Origin of the sequence: Terracoccus sp. 273MFTsu3.1, assembly GCF_000383675.1 — a bacterium.
Classification (GTDB): Bacteria; Actinomycetota; Actinomycetes; order Actinomycetales; family Dermatophilaceae; genus Terrabacter.
This window is the reverse complement of record NZ_KB911822.1, coordinates 536,745-554,615: the sequence shown is the minus strand read 5'-3', so window position 1 is coordinate 554,615 and position 17,871 is coordinate 536,745. Positions and strand designations below refer to the sequence as shown.

17 protein-coding genes are annotated in these 17,871 nt (G+C 66.3%); 15 read left to right on the top strand and 2 right to left on the bottom strand.

The annotated features are described in order from the left end of the window. Positions 1-201 (top strand): hypothetical protein (locus tag H283_RS28195; RefSeq protein WP_028785562.1); only part of this gene is annotated, 201 nt, incomplete at its 5' end. A gap of 174 nt (positions 202-375) precedes the next feature. Then, complete coding sequence (locus H283_RS0112885; protein WP_051103614.1) at positions 376-822, top strand: SRPBCC family protein; 447 nt, start codon at positions 376-378, stop codon at positions 820-822. A gap of 120 nt (positions 823-942) precedes the next feature. Here H283_RS0112885 and H283_RS25065 read toward each other — a convergent pair whose 3' ends face one another. Then, positions 943-1,896, bottom strand: a complete 954-nt coding sequence (locus tag H283_RS25065; RefSeq protein WP_043649172.1) for a hypothetical protein — start codon at positions 1,894-1,896, stop codon at positions 943-945. Between the two features lie 205 nt (positions 1,897-2,101). Here H283_RS25065 and H283_RS0112870 point away from each other — a divergent pair, with 205 nt between their 5' ends. The 9 genes from H283_RS0112870 to H283_RS0112825 all read left to right on the top strand — a co-directional run bounded on the left by H283_RS0112870 (position 2,102) and on the right by H283_RS0112825 (position 12,391). Next, positions 2,102-3,859 (top strand): type IV secretory system conjugative DNA transfer family protein, encoded by a 1,758-nt coding sequence (locus H283_RS0112870; RefSeq protein ID WP_043649170.1) that lies wholly within the window; start codon positions 2,102-2,104, stop codon positions 3,857-3,859. 402 nt (positions 3,860-4,261) lie between these two features. Next, positions 4,262-4,687 (top strand): hypothetical protein, encoded by a 426-nt coding sequence (locus H283_RS0112865; RefSeq protein ID WP_020143933.1) that lies wholly within the window; start codon positions 4,262-4,264, stop codon positions 4,685-4,687. Positions 4,688-4,762: 75 nt separating this feature from the next. Continuing rightward, positions 4,763-5,428 carry a hypothetical protein gene (locus H283_RS0112860; RefSeq protein ID WP_020143932.1) on the top strand — a complete coding sequence of 222 codons (666 nt, stop codon included), beginning with the start codon at positions 4,763-4,765 and terminating at the stop codon, positions 5,426-5,428. After that, positions 5,425-6,873, top strand: coding sequence for a CHC2 zinc finger domain-containing protein (locus H283_RS0112855; RefSeq protein WP_020143931.1), 1,449 nt, complete (start codon positions 5,425-5,427; stop codon positions 6,871-6,873). The genes H283_RS0112860 and H283_RS0112855 overlap by 4 nt, the downstream gene beginning before the upstream one ends. A gap of 19 nt (positions 6,874-6,892) precedes the next feature. After that, positions 6,893-7,234 (top strand): hypothetical protein, encoded by a 342-nt coding sequence (locus H283_RS0112850; RefSeq protein WP_156023161.1) that lies wholly within the window; start codon positions 6,893-6,895, stop codon positions 7,232-7,234. Beyond that, positions 7,234-8,610 carry a helix-turn-helix domain-containing protein gene (locus H283_RS0112845; protein WP_020143929.1) on the top strand — a complete coding sequence of 459 codons (1,377 nt, stop codon included), beginning with the start codon at positions 7,234-7,236 and terminating at the stop codon, positions 8,608-8,610. Before H283_RS0112850 ends, H283_RS0112845 begins: the two co-directional genes overlap by 1 nt. 417 nt (positions 8,611-9,027) lie before the next feature. Beyond that, entirely contained in the window at positions 9,028-10,056 is a 1,029-nt protein-coding gene (locus tag H283_RS25060) for an ABC-three component system protein (protein WP_020143928.1), read from the top strand. Continuing rightward, positions 10,053-10,529 (top strand): ABC-three component system middle component 2, encoded by a 477-nt coding sequence (locus H283_RS0112830; RefSeq protein WP_020143927.1) that lies wholly within the window; start codon positions 10,053-10,055, stop codon positions 10,527-10,529. The genes H283_RS25060 and H283_RS0112830 overlap by 4 nt, the downstream gene beginning before the upstream one ends. Further along, on the top strand, positions 10,526-12,391 hold the full coding sequence (locus H283_RS0112825) for a hypothetical protein (RefSeq protein ID WP_020143926.1): 1,866 nt from the start codon (positions 10,526-10,528) through the stop codon (positions 12,389-12,391). Before H283_RS0112830 ends, H283_RS0112825 begins: the two co-directional genes overlap by 4 nt. A 1,246-nt stretch (positions 12,392-13,637) precedes the next feature. On the opposite strand, the gene H283_RS0112820 is transcribed toward H283_RS0112825, so the two are convergent. Further along, positions 13,638-14,030: a hypothetical protein gene (locus tag H283_RS0112820; protein ID WP_020143925.1), complete on the bottom strand. Its 393-nt coding sequence runs from the start codon at positions 14,028-14,030 to the stop codon at positions 13,638-13,640. Between the two features lie 296 nt (positions 14,031-14,326). Between H283_RS0112820 and H283_RS27770 the strand changes: the two genes are divergently transcribed. From H283_RS27770 to H283_RS0112810, 4 genes are all read left to right on the top strand, one after another. Further along, the gene (locus H283_RS27770; RefSeq protein ID WP_156023160.1) at positions 14,327-15,448 is read left to right on the top strand and encodes a hypothetical protein; all 1,122 of its coding nucleotides are present in this window, start codon (positions 14,327-14,329) and stop codon (positions 15,446-15,448) included. 468 nt (positions 15,449-15,916) lie between these two features. Continuing rightward, positions 15,917-16,387 (top strand): hypothetical protein, encoded by a 471-nt coding sequence (locus H283_RS27765; RefSeq protein ID WP_156023159.1) that lies wholly within the window; start codon positions 15,917-15,919, stop codon positions 16,385-16,387. A gap of 286 nt (positions 16,388-16,673) precedes the next feature. Then, the gene (locus H283_RS28685; RefSeq protein WP_156023158.1) at positions 16,674-17,000 is read left to right on the top strand and encodes a DUF2510 domain-containing protein; all 327 of its coding nucleotides are present in this window, start codon (positions 16,674-16,676) and stop codon (positions 16,998-17,000) included. An 87-nt stretch (positions 17,001-17,087) separates the two neighbouring features. Beyond that, entirely contained in the window at positions 17,088-17,714 is a 627-nt protein-coding gene (locus H283_RS0112810; RefSeq protein WP_020143923.1) for a hypothetical protein, read from the top strand. Positions 17,715-17,871: the final 157 nt, after the last annotated feature.

Genomic DNA, 17,871 nt, shown 5'->3' with positions numbered 1-17,871 from the left:
GACATCAGCGCACCGGCCCTGGCCATCTACTCCCGCGGGGACGAGCGAGAGGGCCCCGAGGCGACGTGGCGGGCCGCCTGTCGTGACCGCTTCGCAGCCGAGACCGCACATGCTCACGTCATCGAGCTCCAGGCCAGCCACTACCTGTTCATCGACCGCCGCGACGACGTTCTCGCGGCGTTGCGGGCGTTCCTTGCCTAGCTGTCCGGTCAGCACAGCTAGCCCCCACCCGCCCAGGTCTTGCGAACCTCTGTACCTGCCGGCGACGGCAGCACAGGAGGTGAACGTCTGCACAGCAACGTGAAGCGTTTACCGGATTTGCCGCTGATCGCTTCTGCCGAAGTCCGGGCGACGTGCAGCCGATACGGTTGGCGGGTGCCGCGAATCGTGTTGGCAACAAGCGTCCCCGCATCGGCTCAACGGTGCTTCGAGCTGAGCCTTTCTGTCGATGCCCACACCGCATCCATGTCCCGATCTGGCGAGCGCGTCGTCGGTGGCGTCCGCTCAGGCGTGATGGAGCTTGGCGACACCGTCACATGGCGAGCCCGACACTTCGGCCTCCCGTTCACCATGACGTCTCGGATCACCGATCTCGTCGCTCCCAACCGCTTCGTCGATGAGCAGGTATCTGGACCGTTCGCACATTGGTGGCATGAACACGTCTTCGAGCAGCGCGAGGAGACGACGCTGATGACTGACACGGTCGAGTTCACATCACTGGCCGACCCTATCGGCCGCCTGCTCGACGCAGCGATCCTGACCAGCTACATGACCCGCCTTTTGACGCAGCGCAATCGCTGGCTGGTCCACGCGCTCTCGTAGACGCCCCGCCAACGTCCGGATTTGCCGCGTTGAAGGTCCTACGCTCGCCCCCGTCTTGGCGTTTACGGCTAACACCCTGCCGCCCCAGGGCGGCTCATGAAGTTTGGCTTGCTTGCCCGGTCACAGCGCTTCTGCGGGATCAACGTCTGGTCTGGCTCGGTGGAGTCGCACCGCGTGCCGGAGCACGCCCGCGGCGGCGGACGCGTCGGCCTCTACCTCGACGACGAATGGCTCGACGATCGTCACCGTTGTGGGTCCGGCTGAGCCCCAAGCGAAGGTGCGCTGGAACGTCTCCCCAGTGGGGTGCAACAAGGGCGAGAGGGATCTGCCGACGGTCTTGGACAGCGTGGTCGTCGACCCGGCCGTGGCCGGCTGGCCGTCGTCGTCGGCGACACCAGGGAAGGCCAGTACCAATCCCGTGGGCGACGCCACGTCGCCGGTGAACCCGATCGCGAGCATGTCAAGCGTCCGCCTGGCCTTGACCTTCCACCACACTCGTTGACCCGGCGCAGTTGGATAGGCGCTGTGGGCCTCCTTGATGACGAGACCTTCAATGCCACCAGCAGAAAGTGTGCGGAACCATTCACGTGCTAGGAGCAGGTCGTCTGTCTGCTGGCACAGCACGATGGGCGAGGCAATGGCGCCCAGCGCATGTTCGAGCACAGCACGCCGCTCCTGCAACGGTCGGCCGCGCAGGTCCTCTCCGCCGGCAGCGAGGACGTCGAAGGCAACCAGCTGCGCCGGCCGACGGGCAGCGACGGCGCGGATCCGCCGACCGGCTGTCATCCGAGCCTGGAGCCCCTCGAAGTCCAGGCGACCGGCAACCGGGTCCCACGCGATCACCTCTCCGTCCAGGACCAGGTCCTGGGGCAGTCGCGCGGCCAGGACTGGCGCGAGGTCCGGGAACAGAGGCGTGAGGTTGGTGCCGTTGCGGCTATAGATGCGACCTGCCCCTACCAACGCGCGATAGCCGTCCCACTTCGGTTCCCACACCAGATTCTGAGCACCCTGCGGTGTGAGGTCATCGACGGGGCGAGCCAACGCCACCGGTGAACGCAGCGACACGACAGGCATGTCATCCAGCCTGCCCTATGCCGCCCGGCGCCCGGCCGCAATTCGTATGACGCCAACAGGCCGCCCTTCCAAGTCCTATCCGTGACAGCGACGGTGTCAGTCGCCCGGGCTGACAACAGGCGTGTAACCGCGCCACAGCGGCTCGCCGACGACGTCAGCCGAGGGCGCACCTTCGATCGTGCCCCCGGCGGCCTCTACGCGATTCATGACCGACGCATCACGGCCCTTGCCGGCGAGCGACTCCGCTGCGCTCGGCGCCCTGGCGACGGCTCTTGGTGTGAGCGGGCTGCTGTGGCTGGCCGCCAGCTTGCAAGCGTGGATCCACAGCAGCCCGGCTCCGAAGTTCTCCGGCGGTCGAGTCATATCTGTTCTGCTGCACCCTGATCAGCCAGCCGCCGCGTGGGGCAATAGCGGTGGTTCCACGCCTGAGTTCTGGTGTCTGGCGTTCGCACTCGGTTTGTCTGTTGGAGGCGCGACCTACGTCATCCATCGCGGCTGCCGGGCACGAACTCAGCGGGTGGCGTGGCACCACCGCACCGGTATGGCGACCCGCTCGGACATCGCTCGTGCCGCGGGAGCAGGCCGGCTCAAAGGTCGCATCCAGACACTGCGGCCCTCGACAAGCGCGGCATCAGTCCATGACGTCGCGCATGCGGTCGGGCTCAGCACTGGCATCACGTGCTTCGTCACGGTCGAGGACTCCACCGTCGTGTTGGGGCCGCCTCGCTCCGGCAAGGGGGTGCATCTCGTCATCCCGGCCATCCTCGACGCGCCCGGGGCGGTGGTGACGACGAGCACCCGTCCTGACAACATCACTGCGACACTGCGCGCCCGGCAATCTGCTGGCCCAGTGGCCGTCTTCGATCCGCAAGGCCTCGCACCCGGGGTTCCTTCGACAGCTCGATGGTCACCCATCCGCGGCTGTGAGGACCCGCACGTCGCGATGATCCGCGCCAAGGCGCTCACCAAGGGCGCGGCGGCCGGCACCACCGACGCGAACTTCTGGCAGTCCTCTGCCGAGCAGGCGGTGCGCGCACTTCTTCACGCCGCTGCGCTTGGCCGGTGCGACGCGGCGGAACTCTACCGGTGGTCGCTGTCCGCGGTCCATGCCCGCGAAGCGGTCATGATCCTCAGCACGAGCCCACACGCGGCGCAGGCGTGGCACCAAGGGCTCGACTCCATCATCAGCGCCGACCCCAGGCAGCGCGACTCCGTCTGGGCCATGGTCTCCATCGCCTTCGCCGCGCTCGCCGACCCTCGCGTCCTGCAGGCCGTCTCCCCTGCCGAGGGCGAGCAGTTCGACCCAGCAAACGTCCTGGCAAACAACGGCACCGTTTACCTGCTCGGCACCTCGACCGGCGCCGCCGCCACAGCCGGCCTGGTCGGCGCGTTCCTCGAGGACGTGCTCGAGGTCGCCCGGCGCAAGGCCGCCGGCTCCCCCGGCTCACGCCTCGACCCTCCCCTGTCGATGATCCTCGACGAGGCGGCGAACTACCCACTCCCCTCGCTCGCCTCGCTCATGTCCGACGGAGGCGGCTCCGGCATCGCCACGACCGTCGTCCTCCAGTCCCTGGCGCAAGCCCGAGCCGTGTGGGGCGAACACGCAGCGTCGGCCATCTGGGACGCCGCCATCGTCAAGCTCATCCTCGGCGGCGGGTCCAACGCACGCGACCTCGACGACCTGTCCAAGCTCATCGGCACCCGACCCAAGGACGTCACGAGCCGCAGCACCGGCCACGACGGCCGCCACTCGACGTCGACCTCCACGAGCGAGGTGCCGATACTGACGCCGGCCGAGCTGCGCACCCTCCCCTTCGGGTCGGCCGTGCTCCTCATGCGCTCGGCACCACCCATCGCGCTGACCATGAGCCCCTGGACCAAGCGCCAGGATGCGAAGAGCCTCACTGCTGCGCGCACGGACCTCGAGCAGAGGATTCGCGATGCGAGCCTCGTCCGTCCCTGACCCCACCGCCCGACGGACCCGACGGACCCGGCGGCCCCGCCGGGCTGCCTACGACGCGTACCTCAACTCGCGCACGTGGAGCGACAAGCGCAAGCAGTGGTATGCCGCTTGGCTGACCGCCGCCGGCGTGGAGCCTGCGTGCCTGGTGTGCGGTCGACGCTGGACCCTCAAAGCCGGGCACCTGCACCACGCCACCTACGCGCGTCTGGGCATCGAGCCAGTCGAGGACCTGGTGCCCCTATGCCGTCGGGACCACCAGAGGCTGCATGCCCTCATCGACGCGCACCCAACGTGGAGGCGCTCAGACCGCAGGACGGCAACGGCTGCGATCATCGCCTCCCTGCGGCAAGCCCCTGACGCCCGCGCCGACGACAACCCCACCCGCCCGCAAAGTCCTGCTCCGTGACGACCGACGAAGCGCTGGACTTCGGTGAGGATCCGTTCGAGCGGACCTTCGGCCAGCTCCGCGGACCCGTGCACTGGCCCTCCCTCACCGAGCACGAAACCCGTGACCGCATGCAGGAGCTCGACGAGTGGGTGCGTCACCTGGTGCGCCGCTTCGCTGTCGAGCCACGCATCATCCCTCCGTGCTGGGCGCAACACGGCGCGCTCGTGGAGATCCTCTCCGCGCTCCGCGACCACGAGCGAGCCGACTACGCCGACACCGCCTCCCCCACCGCCGCCATGGACTTCGTCCGCGCCCTCCACGACGCGGAGATCTTCCTCTCCCAGCACGTAGCCAAGACGCAGTGCTCGGTCGCCGGCCACCGCGACGATCTCATCGCGCCGTGGCCCGCAACGAAAGTCTCTGCGCCGCAGTCCGATTGAACGGTCACATGGTGTCCCCCGCGGACTGTCCTCTCTCCAGACGCGCGGGAGGGCCCCGCGCACGGGAGGGCCGCAATGTCAGCCAACGCGCACCCCAAGCCAACGATCGAGCCCACGTCGGACGCCACCGTCGACCAGCTCCTGGCCCTGGCCCGCAACGCGAGCCGCAACGTCGAGGAGCACGACCCGATCGACTACTGGTACCGCCTCGGTCAGCGCAACGCGTACGCGCACGCCATCGGGCAGGTCCTGGCCCCGGTCGTCGGGCACGACCCGTTCGCCATCGCCGAACGCATCACGACCGCACTCGACGCCGGCACCAGCGAGATCACGGACCTTCGCGCGGCGGGATACGCCCACGGGGTTGCAACGCCCCAGCCGAAGCCGACCATCGAGTGGGTCGGGCCGAAGGCGTTCGACTCCCAGCACCGCATCATCCGCGGCATCGACCGCGACTACGGCATGCGCTGGGGGCCGCGCAGCAACCAGCGGATCTCGCTGCGGCTCGACGGCGACACGGCCAGCCACGGCCTGCTGTACGCCTACGACCCGACGTGGCAGGAGTATGCCGTCCTCTCCCCGAGCGCCTCCCGCGCCGCCGTCGACCGCGCCTTCGCGCACGCCACGGACACCGACATCCACATGTCCATCGAGTCCTTCGCCCAGCTCGTCGCCAGCAACAGCGCCGCGCTCGACTCCGCCGACCGGGACACCGTTCACGTCGTCGAGGCGCAGCTGTGAGCGTCCAACGACGATCCGTCGACGTCGAGGAGGTCCGCGCCCGGCACCCACTCGCGGACGTGGTCGCGGCAGCCGGGGTCGAGCTGCACCAGCGCGGGCACGGCTACGTCGGCTGCTGCCCCTTCCATGACGACACGACGCCATCGTTCTCGGTGGACGGCGTTCCGGACCGTTTCCATTGCTTCGGCTGCGGCGCCAGCGGGGACGTCATCGACTTCGTCCGCCGCACCCGCAACCTGGGCTTCCTCGAAGCCGTGGCCGAGCTCGACGGGGACCGGTACCGGGAGCGTTCGCTGTCCGTAGTCCGACCTCGACCCCACCTCCGAGCCGTCCCCGAACCGGCCATTGCCGACATCCCCCCTAGCCGCGCGTTCGAGATCAACCAGCTGGCCTGGGAACACTTCGCCACCCCCGTGGGCGCAAGCTTCGCCACGCACTACCTGCAGCACCGCCGCGGCATCGACATCGAACCGCTCACCCGCACGTTCCCGGGAGAGATCTTCGTCGGCCATGCCGCGCACGGCTGGTCATCACTGACAGATCACCTCCGCTCACGGGGCGTCGACGACGACGAGCTCCTCGGCATGGACCTCGCCATGCGCACCCGAGGGGGGCGCCTCATCGACACCTACCGCAACCGAGTCATCATCCCGATCACCAATGAACGGAACCAGATCCGCGGCTTCATCGGACGGGACATCAGTGGCCACCCCGCCGCCCCCAAGTACCGCAACCCGACGCACACGCCCGTGTTCGACAAGTCCCAGGTCCTCTACCGACCGACCCACCACCCGCTCTCCCCCGACGCCCAGGTCCTCGTCGTCGAAGGAGCGCTCGACGCCCTGGCCGTGGCCGCCGCTGCCGCGGCCGTCGAGACCTCGTCGCGCGTCGCGGTCTGCTCCACGAACGGAGTCGCGGTGTCGCCCACCCACGTGGACCAGGTCCTGGCGATGACCCACAGGCCGCCGAGGATCGCTTTCGACGGAGACCCGGCCGGGCAGCAAGGCACGACTCGTTGGCTCGACGCCGCCTGCATCGAGCGGCGCGCGCCCGTGCTGATCAGCCGCCTGCCGTCAGGGTCCGATCCTGCCGACTGGCTGGCCGCCCGAGGCCCGAACGGACTGGGCGACCTCTTCGCTCGCCCCAGCAACGCGCACGATCCGGAAGTCCCCAGCACGGTCGTCCCTGGGCGACAGCTGATCCAGCTGCTGCTCGAGCGCGTCGACGACCCCATCCGGGATGCCGTGGACACGATCGCTGCGCTCGCTGCTCAGCTAACACCGACCGAGCGCGCTCAGCTCCTGCGCGACTCGACGTCAGAGATGACCCGCCACGGCTGGAACCCGCGCGACGCCTACGCCAAAGCCCTCGAGGACGCGATGCGCCAGCCGCCAGCAACTACCCGGGCTACGCCACTTATCCCCGCCACCCCATCCCTGATCTGAACCGGGAGCGTCGAACCGCATGCCATCCATGACACTCCTCGAGACCGCCGCCGCCGAGCTGCAAGCGGCCTCCGACCTCGCCGCGGACCGCGCTCAGGGGAACCCGCTCGACCCGTGGTCAGCCATCGCCGGGACGATCCGGCTCATCGCCTCGGGCCTCGACCCCATGCCACCGACCGCGAACGTTCCCCTGCGGGACCTGCACGCCCACCTGACGTCAGCCGGCGAGGCGCTTGACCAGCTGACTGCCGAAGAGTCGCCCAGCGACCTCGCGTTCTGGCGCGCCCACGTCCTCGACCTCGCAGAGAACGCGCGAGACCTCGACGCGCGACCGCACAGCACCGTCAAGGCGCGTCCCTGATGACGACGACCGCCACTGACCTGCTCGCCAGAGCCCGTCTCACACTCACCGACCTCGAACGATCCCGTCAACCCGTCTCCAGGCCGCAGTGGGAATCGTTCGACCAGAGCATCTACAGGCTGCTGCACGAGCTCGTGAGCGCACGCGTCGGATGGCCACCCGCCGACGCCCACACCGTCGCGCTGCACAAGGCGTTCCGCGACTATCCCCAGCCGCTCCAACCCGTAGGCGACCAACCCGACTACACGCCACGCGAGGCCGCGCGGTTCCTGGGGACCAGCGAAGCCGCAGCGAGGAAGAGCATCCGGGCCGGCGCGCTGCTGGCAGCCCCCACGGACACCGGCTACCGCATCCCTAGAAGCGAGCTCACGCTCAACGGGCCCGTCCACCCCCCACCGAGCGACGACGACCACCCACTCGCGCGACTCGCGTGTACGTTCGGCGCCCTCACCGACCTCCTCGTCCTCAACAGGACGGACCCCGCCGTTCCTGAGCTGCAGGCGGCGTCGGCGGCGACGATCGCGAAGGAGTGCCTCGATGTTGCCAGCATTGCTGCAACCCAAGTCCTGAGCATGTGCGACCCTGCCATCGCCGACCGGCCCCTAGCTATCGCGCGGTACGCGTCGCCCCTGGTCCAGCGGCTGCCGAACGGCGCACCCTTGAGGGGGCTGCAGAACGTCGCGGCCCCCTCCCACGCCCGCGTGCTCCTCACCGACGCGGAGGAGCTCGATCTCGCGATCCACCAGTGGGCACAGGCTGCCCGCGCGGAACTCCGTGCTCGCGTCCCCAGCGTCGAAGTACTCAGAGACATCAACAGGCAGGGCGTCCATCTCTACGCCGCGCTGGACGCCGTCCTGAGGGCCACGACGCCGACGTCTGCCACGTCAGACCTTCGTGAACACCTCCGACGGTCAGCCCTGGCCCTCCAGGGTGCGGCCGAGGCATGGTCGCAGACCACCACAGGCGCGCCGCCCTCGCATGACTACGTCGACGCGTCACGCCACCTCTACTCGAGCCTGGCGTCCATCACCGGGCCGGCTCATCAATCCTCTCTAGACGCCGAAGCCACGTACCAATCTCTGATGCGCGGCGCGAGCGTCCTGGCGAGTGTGACACCCACCGCCACGCCATGGGCCAGCCGTCTACTCGACTCCAACGCTCTCTTCGTCCACGCGCGACACGCGACCGCGGACGCCGGACGCCTGACTGCCACCCTCGCCGGACGCATGGTCACCGCCACGATCTGCGACGTTTCGGGCCTTCCACGCGCTCTTTGGGAAGCCCAAGCAGCCGCCACGCAGGTCGCGCGAGCACTCCCACCCACGATCCGGCAGAAACCGCTGACGGCCGACGTGGTCTGCACTGCAGACCTGTGAACTGAGGTGGCCGGGCGACATCGCACCGCATTTGCCGTACGGAAGCCCCAGCGACCATCACACTCGCGGAGGGCGCCCATCCCGCCCAGATTGACGCGCACGCCGACCGTTCGACCAATTCGCCGACGATATCCAGCCACGCGGATATGCCTGGATCACGACCGGGACGAACCGACATGTCATATCCCTTTAGTCGTCCGCGACCGCCCGTCGTCACGTGGTCTCGGCTCTTGGCTACGCACGTCGTTCCCTCTGCCGGATGCTGATTCAGGCAGGACATTGGTGGGCGCAGATCCCAACTACCCCTTTAGCGAAGAATGGCCTGTACCGTCATCAGCATGTTCGGGACCCTGCACAGCGCCGCCAGGCTCGCGGCGTCGTGGTCGGGCACACCGGCCCATCTGGAAGGCGAGCGTCGTGGTTGACCCGGAGGCACCCGGACTCAGCCCAGCGCAGGTCATCTCCCACTACTCCGGGGACCAGTGGGAAGAGTTCGTCGACGAACTGGTGGAGGGCATCCAGTCCACACATGGGTACCTTCTCGTCAAGCGGATGGGTGGACCCGGCGACCTCGGCATCGACGTGGCCGGCTTCAAGAGCGCCCACGGTCTCGAAGGTCCCTGGGATTGCTACCAGTGCAAGCAGTACGCCTCCCCGTTGCAGCCGTCCGACGCGTGGCCGGAGATCTTGAAGATCTTTCGCGCGACCGTGGCCGGGGATTGCGTCATGCCGGACGCGTACCTGTTCGTGGCCCCCAAGGGAGCCGGCCTGAAGCTCAACAAGATGCTCAGCCAGCCCACCAAGGCCAAGGAGGAGTTCATCGGTTGGTTGGCGACGCACGCGCCGGCCCCAGCGATGAACGCCGTCGAGCGCATAGCAGTGGATGCCCTCGTCGCCGCGACGAACTTCGGGATGTTTGACGCTCTTCAGGGACGCCATGTCATCTCGATGCATGCCGACACCAGGTACTACTCACTTCGTTTCAACTCGCCGCTCCCCGAACGCCGTGAAATCGAAGCGGTGCCTGGCGCGTATACCGGGGATGAGAAGCGGTACGTGGACCAGCTGGTGGCGGCGTACCGGGAAAGGCACCCCGCCGACGACCTTGACCGCGACAACGTCGCCTCTCATCCCACCCGGGGCCAGCACTTCAAAAGGCAGCGGCAAGCGTTCTTCCGGGCCGAGTCGTTGCGGGTGTACGCACGCGAGTCGACGCCCGACGGGACGTTCGAGGCGCTTCAGGCGGATGTACACGCGGGCGTGGTCGAGCTAGCCGAGTCCGACCACGCGGACGGGTACACCCGCGCGCAGGCGGTCCTCCAGGCGTCGGCGAGCATCGACCTGAACAACCATCGGCTCATCGAGCGTGCGGACCTGGACGACCGGAAGGGCGTCTGCCACCAGCTCGTCAACGATGAGCGCCTAACCTGGGTCGAAGCACCGTGATCAGCCCTTTCAACTCCCCCGTCGAGGTCGGCGTCCGGGTACTAGCCGTGCTCGTTGAGTCCTACCCACGCGCACTCGACCTGGGTCAGCTCGTCATGCTCGACCACCTGGTGCTCAACACAGCAGACGTCGACGGGCCCGAGAGCCTGCACCCGCCGCTGCCGACGCGCATCGGGCAGTTGACGACCAAACGGACGTCCGTTGACCGGGGCATCCGAGTGCTTCTTAGCGCGGGGCTGGCTGAAGCCTTCGCCACCGCGGAAGGCCTGACCTACCTGGCCGACGACTCCTCGCTGTACTTCCTAAACCAGCTGGAGTCTGCCTACGCGACCCGGCTTCACGAACGCGCCACCTGGGTCATCTCCGAGTTTGGCGACCTGTCCGAGGAGGAACTGCGCACCCGGTTCCGGAGCATCTTCGACGCGTGGGTCGAGGAGTTCGACGCGGACGAAAGCACGAGGGATGACCTGTGAGCGACCGCATCTCCATCACCCATCTGGCGTTCGTCGGACACGGCCGGCCCGACGCGAGCGTCGAGTTCGGGCCGAGCGTGACCATCGTCCGGGGGCCTTCGGACACTGGCAAGTCGTTCATCGCGGACTCCATCGACTTCATGCTCGGGGCACAGAACCTCCGCGAAATTCCCCAGTTGACCGGGTACGCAACCGTGCTCATGGGCCTCAAGTTCCCCGACGAGCATTTCGTCACGATCACGCGGCAGGTCTCCGGCGGCGGGTACACCGTCTACACCGGCACCCACTTCTCCGTACCTGCAGACCAAAAGGGCGCCAGCCTCGGCGCCGCCCACGACCCTCGCAACGACGGAGGCCTGTCTAACTACATCCTTGACGCCATCGACCTGAACGGACGTCAGCTCCGGAAGAACGCCAGCAACAAGAAGGTCTCGTTCACGCTGCGGCATCTCGCTCACCTCACCGTTATCGGCGAGACGCGCATGCAGGCGCGCACAGCGCCGCCTCTCACCGGCCAGCACACAGAGCGGACCACCGAGGTCTCCGCCCTCAAGCTCCTTCTCCTCGGCGAGGACGACTCGGCACTGGAGGAGGTCATCGCCCCATCCGAGCGCCGAACAATCGGCCGAGCGAAAGGCGAGGTCGTTGACCAGCTCCTCGCCGAAGCACGGGTGAAGATTGAGAAGTCGGCGGACGTCGGGCAGCTCCACACCCAGCTTGCGAGCCTGACCGCGACAATCCGCGCGGCCGGCGACGACATCGACGCGGCCACACGTGCGCGTGTGACCGCAGCACAGCGCCTCGCAGGTCTCCGGGCCGCACGTACCGAAGTCCAAGGGCGCGCCCGGGATATAGGCGCGTTGAGCGCGCGGTTCGACCTGCTCACCCAGCAGTACGACTCCGACCTCGCCCGCCTCGAGATGGTCTCCGAGGCCGGGAACCTGCTCGGGTACTTCTCACCGGAGGCGTGCCCATTCTGCGGCGCCGAGTCCGCGCACCAGCACTCGAACCTGGAGTACGGCACCGACACCACCGCGCTGGCGGTCGTCGTAGCCAGCGAACGCGCCAAGACTGAGGCCCTTCGCGGCGACCTCCAGCAGGCCATCGAGGACCTGCGGACTGAAGCTGGGAGGCTCCGCACCCGGGACCGGGACCTCGTCGACTCAATTAGCGCGAGCGAGACCGCCTTAAGTATTGCTGACGAGGAGCTTCGACCGCGCAAGAACGGGTTCGACGAACTCCTGCGAACCCGGTCCTCGGTCGAGTCCGCCATCGCGGTACACCGACAAATTACCGACCTGGAGCTGATGCGCGCCCAGATTGACGAAGAAGCGAAGCCGAAGCGGGCCGAACCGGTGGACCCGCTCCCGCTCGTGGCCGCCGGGCGCTTCTCGACCGCCATCCAGGACAGACTCCGCGCCTGGGGCTTCCCTGGAGCTGACAGCGTCCGCTTCGACCGAAACGAGTTCGACATCGTCGACGACGAGCAGCTGCGGGCCTCGCATGGCAAGGGAGTTCGAGCGATCCTTCACGCAGCGTTCACCCTCGCGCTTGCCGACGTCTGTCAAGCCCACGACCTCCCCCATCCCGGTTTCGTGGTGCTGGACTCACCGCTAGTCACGTACAAGCCACCGAAGAAGGGCGAGACCCGCGAAGCCGACGATGAGTCGGCCCAGCGGCTCGACGACTCGTTTGTCGCGCGGTTCTTCCGAAGCGTGCAGCGGACCGAGAACGTTCAGGTCATCATCATGGAAAACACGGACCCGCCCGAGGAACTTGCCGCCGAAACGATCGACATCGAATTTACAGACAGCAACGAGGGCCGCCGCGGTTTCCTCGCAACAACTCCGAAGAAGGACTAGCCCCACGGCCCTTCCCGCCTAGCCGATTAGACAATTCACCCCGGGGAGCTGACGGCTAGGACGCAATGGCGGCCATCAGGCAGTGATCCATGGCTCAAAGCAAAAGTGGGATTAGCGCAGGTAGCCGCTCAGCCCGACCTACTAGAAAGACCAAGGCGCCAGCGCGGTCACCATCAAGGCTTCCGCCACAATGATTGCGTCATTTCGCAGCCAGCGCCCGACACCCCACACCGAGCTCCGCGGCGCTATTTGACATAGGCCATGCGCCCCGCCGAGGCCCTTGCCCAGCGCGGCGGCTCGGGGGCCAGCACGCCCAGGCGTTCACCGACCCGGCGCTGGACCTTCGTCTAGCCTTCTAGTCGTCATCTTCGCAGAGTTGGCATGACCCAGAGCCCCCGCAAGCGGGACAGTTGGGGTTGGTGTTGTACAACCGACCGGAACTGGACCGCTGCTGCTCTTCCCAGTGCTCAGTTCTACATGCCTCGCCACAGAAGTTCGAGTTGATAGCCGTGCCGCCGCAGTTCCGGCATTCAGTCGTCCAATCCTCGTCGTTATCAGTCGACTTCTTGCTGAAAAGACCCACGGTTCTACCCTTCGTTCAGCCAGTGGAGTGTGCCGTATGCGCTCAGTCTGCGGACGGTGGGACACCATGGACGCTCCCGTTGCGGCACGCAAGCAGGCAGCCTAGCCATCGTCCGCGCCGCCTTGTTGACCATTCGCAGCATGTCCCCCCATATGCGCGGCACGCCTCATCCTTGAGAGGATCACCACTCGTGTTCACTCTCGCCGCGAGTCGGTGCTTAGGAGCGTCACATCGCCGCCAGTCGGCTCGTGCCTAGGTCAAAGGTACCCAGTCCGCTCCCTCGTGAATGAATCGGCGCTCGGCATTGTGATCGAATGCCCACTCGATTGCCTGCTCACGTGTCATGCCGGAAGGACCTTCCAGTGAGCGGTAGTCGGCTGGCACTCCTTTCTGGGCGTAGGCCCAGATGGCGACCCACTCCTCATAAATCGGAGAGACGCAGACCGTCCCAGTGCCCGGCTCCGGGGGAGGCGGTACCTCCGCCGGGAAGCAAGCCGCCGGCGGCAGCAAGCCGCGCCTGCGGCGGGTCCTCCTCCACGTCGTGGACGGTCATGCTGCCGATGATGGCAGGGGGTTCGCTACGTTCGCCAGCACTTCCCGAGCAGCGTCAATCCGCCGCGTGGCTGCGTTGCCATCGGTACTGGATGACCGAGTCACCATGGCCTACTCCACTTCGCTGGCGCTATCCCCAATGAAACTCGACACCGACGCCAGGAATGACGCGGAGGTGAAGTGCGGGTTGTCTTGCGCCTCGAGGACCTCGATCAAGATCGCCTCCTCGTCACGCTCGAGGACCCGGTACTGGTCGCCGACGCGCAGCTTCAATCCGTGGTCATCGTCGCCGGCGGAGATCACGTCGAAAACGCGACCCTGCCCTAGGTCCTCTGTCTCTCCCTTGGCGTCGCTTCTCGACGCTCTGAACAACGTCTTTGCGCCGGCCTCGGTAAGCCGTCCGACGAAGTAGCCGCCTGCGATCGTCAGTCCGGCGAGGGCCTTTGGCCCCCCAACCTTCTTCGCCAGCGACGTCATCGCCTGATACGCGCCCAGATTGCCCACGTGCCATCCCCTCGAGATCGATGCTTCGAGCGGATCGTATCGATCGGCAGGCGGATGCGCCGCGCGCCATGCGCCCTACGTGGACACCACTCGCCGACCACTCCGTGATGAGGGTCGCTCGAAGGCTGGAAGATCATGACTTACGGACAGTGCGAACTGAGTCAGTCCGCCGCCACCCGCGACCTGGCTTCCGGGTCAACGTTCACGGGACGCCGCGTCACCCTACAGTGGGCGGCACATGGACGATCGGAACCTCTCGTTCGTGAGGCCGGAATCGTCATATCAGGGAGTCGCAATTGGCATTGCAAGAGTGGGAACAGAAGGTCCAACCGGCCACGGACAAGCTCGTACACGTTGGACGGCTCGTCTTTGATGACCTCGACGAGCAGCGCGGCGGAGTTGGTTGGTGGCACGAAATGCTGGACTGGAAGCGGATTGTCCTCCTGTCGGACTACCTGCTTCAGTCGATCGACGGTTCCGTTACGTCGTTGGCAAGAGCTTCGTATGCCGCCGTCGAGCACCGTGGAATCCAGAACGCGATGGATTACGAGATCGTGAAGAAGATTCGGGCCGGCCTGATGCCCTATCCAGACCAGACCCCGACGGAGCGCAAACAGCAACTGCGGCGCGAGATGACCATCGAACAGGTCTTGTATCACCTATGCCAGTGTCTAGACCGCCTCGCGGCGGCGGTGCTCATCGTGGGCGCCGTCAATGTCAGGAACGTCGTTAAGGCTGACTGGTCCACGGTCGAGAATGTGCTCGAGACACCGGATGGCCCGAAGCCCGGCTCCGGGCTTAGGGCCGCCAGCAAGGCGCCCCTTATGCCTACGGGAACTCCAGGCAGGGCTCTACAGGACGCTTTACTCGAGCCAGTTCGAGACACGAACCTATTCGGACCGAGGGATTGGTTGCCATGGATGCGTGAGACGCGCAACGCCGCTACCCATCGAGCGGATTCCACAAAGATGCTGCTACTCAAGGGTCAGCCCGGCAGCCCAGAGGGGCTGCACCGGGGGCTCCCTCGTGTTCCTAAGCTGAGTGACGTTGAGACCTTTGTGCATGCCCCAACAAGTGGGCGCGCGCTCGAGAAGGTGGTCCTCGCCAAAGGCACACCTGCCACGCTCGAGGGCCTGACCGAGTCCACCGCGAGTCTTGCCGCAGCATTAGCGGATTCGATGGCCGAGTGCTGGCTCAACTGGAAAGCTAGCCCGCCCAGCCTCACCGCTCCCGGCCAACAATGGCGAGTGATCGAACCCCCGCCGCCACTGCACTTCGAGGGCTACGGCCCTAACGTTAACGTGCTGCTGGGTCCTGGCGCCGAAGTCCGCGTGCATCCCTCTACCGGCAAGCGTTTACGGGCAGCTCTCATCCTTGATGCTGCGGGAGGCCAGAATCGCTGGGAACGCGAGCCCTGATCTTCGGCCGAGGGAAATGCACCAACCGCTAGTGAGTGCGTCCGAGGTCGTCGGCATGGCGCAGGACTGCGTCTACCGCCGTCGCGCCGAGCGATGGCCACATGCCTCTGGCGGTGGCCCTGGCGCCTTCCTGCTGGGCTCTCGGCCCACTCATAGCGGTTCTGGGCGCCTAGACAGCCCTAAGACCCGCGGCCGATGTACCAATCCTCATAGAGAGGCTGGAAACTCTTGAGAAGAGTTGTTGGTGCCGCACTTGGCCGTCAGATCTCGAGTGGGCTCGTGGGCCGACTCCAGTTCGACTACGCGTGTCAGCGAGGCCACGGCTTCAGTGAAGCTCACATGCACGGAGTCCTTCTGGAGGTACTCACGGCACGCCTCGACAACGCGACGTTCGCTATCAGGCCCGGCTATGCCCTACCCGAACTCCAATCTCCACAACGCGCCGCCGCGAGCGCAGGAGGTGGACGCATGCGCGAACTAGACTTCGCAGCATTCGGTTTCGATGCACCCCATGAGCTCGTGCTCGCCATCGAAGCCAAGTGGGCAGGTTCGTCGCATGCGAGCGCAGCCAATGTCGTGCGGGACATATGCCGCCTCGCGGTAGTCTCTAAAGCACATCCAGGAGCAGTATGCATGTTCATTCTGGCCGGCCGTCCGCAAGATGTGCAGCGACTTCTGAGCCACAAGCTTCTAGGGCAGCGAGGAAAAAAGAAGCGAAGAATCCTGCCCTATCCCTACTTCCAACAACACGTTGACCACATTTTCCATCTTGTCGACACAGTCGGAGGGGAAGGCCTCCTCACTGATACGCATGCAACCTGGCTCAAGGCAAGCTTTACCCGCCCGCCGCAAAAGCTCACCAGCACTGTGTATAAGCCGCCGGCGGGTGGGGGACATGATTGGGAGGTCCAGGTGTGGCGAATCAGGGGCTATCGCTGAATCCCATTTTGGAATTTTCTGCCCAACTCAGCTGGCAGCAAGTGCCTGACGCTCCGCCAGCCGATGGTACATCGATCTAGAGTCCCCTAGTGACACTCGATGGGCACTGGCTCCGCAGGAAGGCGGCACTGAGGCAGATGATCTCGGTCAGCGGACTTCGGCGGCCCGCGTCATACCGGCGCCAGTTTGGCGGCCGAATGCGCGCGAATCGGCATGATCGTCTCCCTGCGTGGACACGCCGCAACACTTGGCTTTCTCCTCCCCCGCGATCAGTTACCGTCCGCGCATGACTCGACGGGGATGGACGTGGTTGCTGGGTCTTGCTGGTGCAGCACTCATCGGATTGGCCTTCCGCATTCAGGCGCAAGCGAATGCGGATAACGCCGTGAGAGACCTGTTGGGCACTCGCGCCCAGGGCACGATGGGCCCATGGGTAGTGGGCGCGGTGGGCGCCATCCTCTTGGTCTTCGCACTCGTGCTGGTTGTCCTTGACGGCCAACAGTCACGCCCCCGTGAGGTCCCGATGGGATGGCACGAGGACCCGCACGATCCAACTCTTCTTCGGTACCACGACGGGTCCGACTGGACCGACAGGACTGCCGCTAAGAGCTAGTCCAGAACGTCGCTACGGGCCGCCAAAGCCAGCCTCCGACCGGCGCCGCGGCCGTGGCGAAGGAAGTGCACCCCGAACGGAGCGAGAATGAGCAACGATTTGGACGTGCTCCACGACTATGTCGTCGAGACGATCGGTTCCTCTCCGCCCGAGTGGCCTGGCGGATGGGCCACCGAGGTGGAGGCGGCACTCATCGACGCCGTGTTCTCAGTGCGCGCACGGTATGGCAGCCGCAAGAGGCTCACCGGAGTTTACGGAGCAGTGGTGCGTTGGAGGGACTCACGCGGCGAGCCAGCCGACGACCTACGCGCACTGGCCTACTTCGACGAAACCAACCTACGCACCCTCACGAACTCGGGGAAGATCAGCGGCCGATACAAGGCCGCGATCGTCATCCAGGCCGCGCAAGCCCTCGTGGCGGTAGGTGTCGTGCATGCCGAGGATGTGTCCACGCGCCTGCCTGAGGCGCGAGCCGCATACCTGTCCGTTAAGGGCTGCGGTCCGGTGACCTGGTCCTATTTCCGCATGTTGCTCGGCATCGACGACGTCAAAGCCGACACATGGCTGATGCGATTTGTCCAGGATCGGCTGCCACACGTCCACACCACGGAGCACGCCTCCCGTCTGGTGACCGGCGTGGCCGATCGCATGAACGTGAGCGCGACAGAACTTGATCACGCGATCTGGAGCTACCGACGCGGCCAGCCCGCCTGACCAACTCCGACGCCACCGAGTGAACGGAGCACCGCTAGGCCGCGGTCAAGGCCGCCATTAGCCCCGCCGCGTCAGGGCTGACCGCTCACAAGCCTAGAACGACCTGAGCTTCGGCCAGTGCGAGCGGCGATGCGCTCGGCGGCCCTCACCTAGGCCT

Coding starts and splice junctions, on each gene's coding strand:
- H283_RS27765 (WP_156023159.1), top strand. CDS start 15,917: ATGCGCGAACTAGACTTCGCAGCATTCGGTTTCGATGCACCCCATGAG.
- H283_RS0112860 (WP_020143932.1), top strand. CDS start 4,763: ATGTCAGCCAACGCGCACCCCAAGCCAACGATCGAGCCCACGTCGGAC.
- H283_RS0112810 (WP_020143923.1), top strand. CDS start 17,088: ATGAGCAACGATTTGGACGTGCTCCACGACTATGTCGTCGAGACGATC.
- H283_RS25065 (WP_043649172.1), bottom strand. CDS start 1,896: ATGCCTGTCGTGTCGCTGCGTTCACCGGTGGCGTTGGCTCGCCCCGTC.
- H283_RS28685 (WP_156023158.1), top strand. CDS start 16,674: ATGACTCGACGGGGATGGACGTGGTTGCTGGGTCTTGCTGGTGCAGCA.
- H283_RS0112870 (WP_043649170.1), top strand. CDS start 2,102: ATGACCGACGCATCACGGCCCTTGCCGGCGAGCGACTCCGCTGCGCTC.
- H283_RS0112845 (WP_020143929.1), top strand. CDS start 7,234: ATGACGACGACCGCCACTGACCTGCTCGCCAGAGCCCGTCTCACACTC.
- H283_RS0112850 (WP_156023161.1), top strand. CDS start 6,893: ATGCCATCCATGACACTCCTCGAGACCGCCGCCGCCGAGCTGCAAGCG.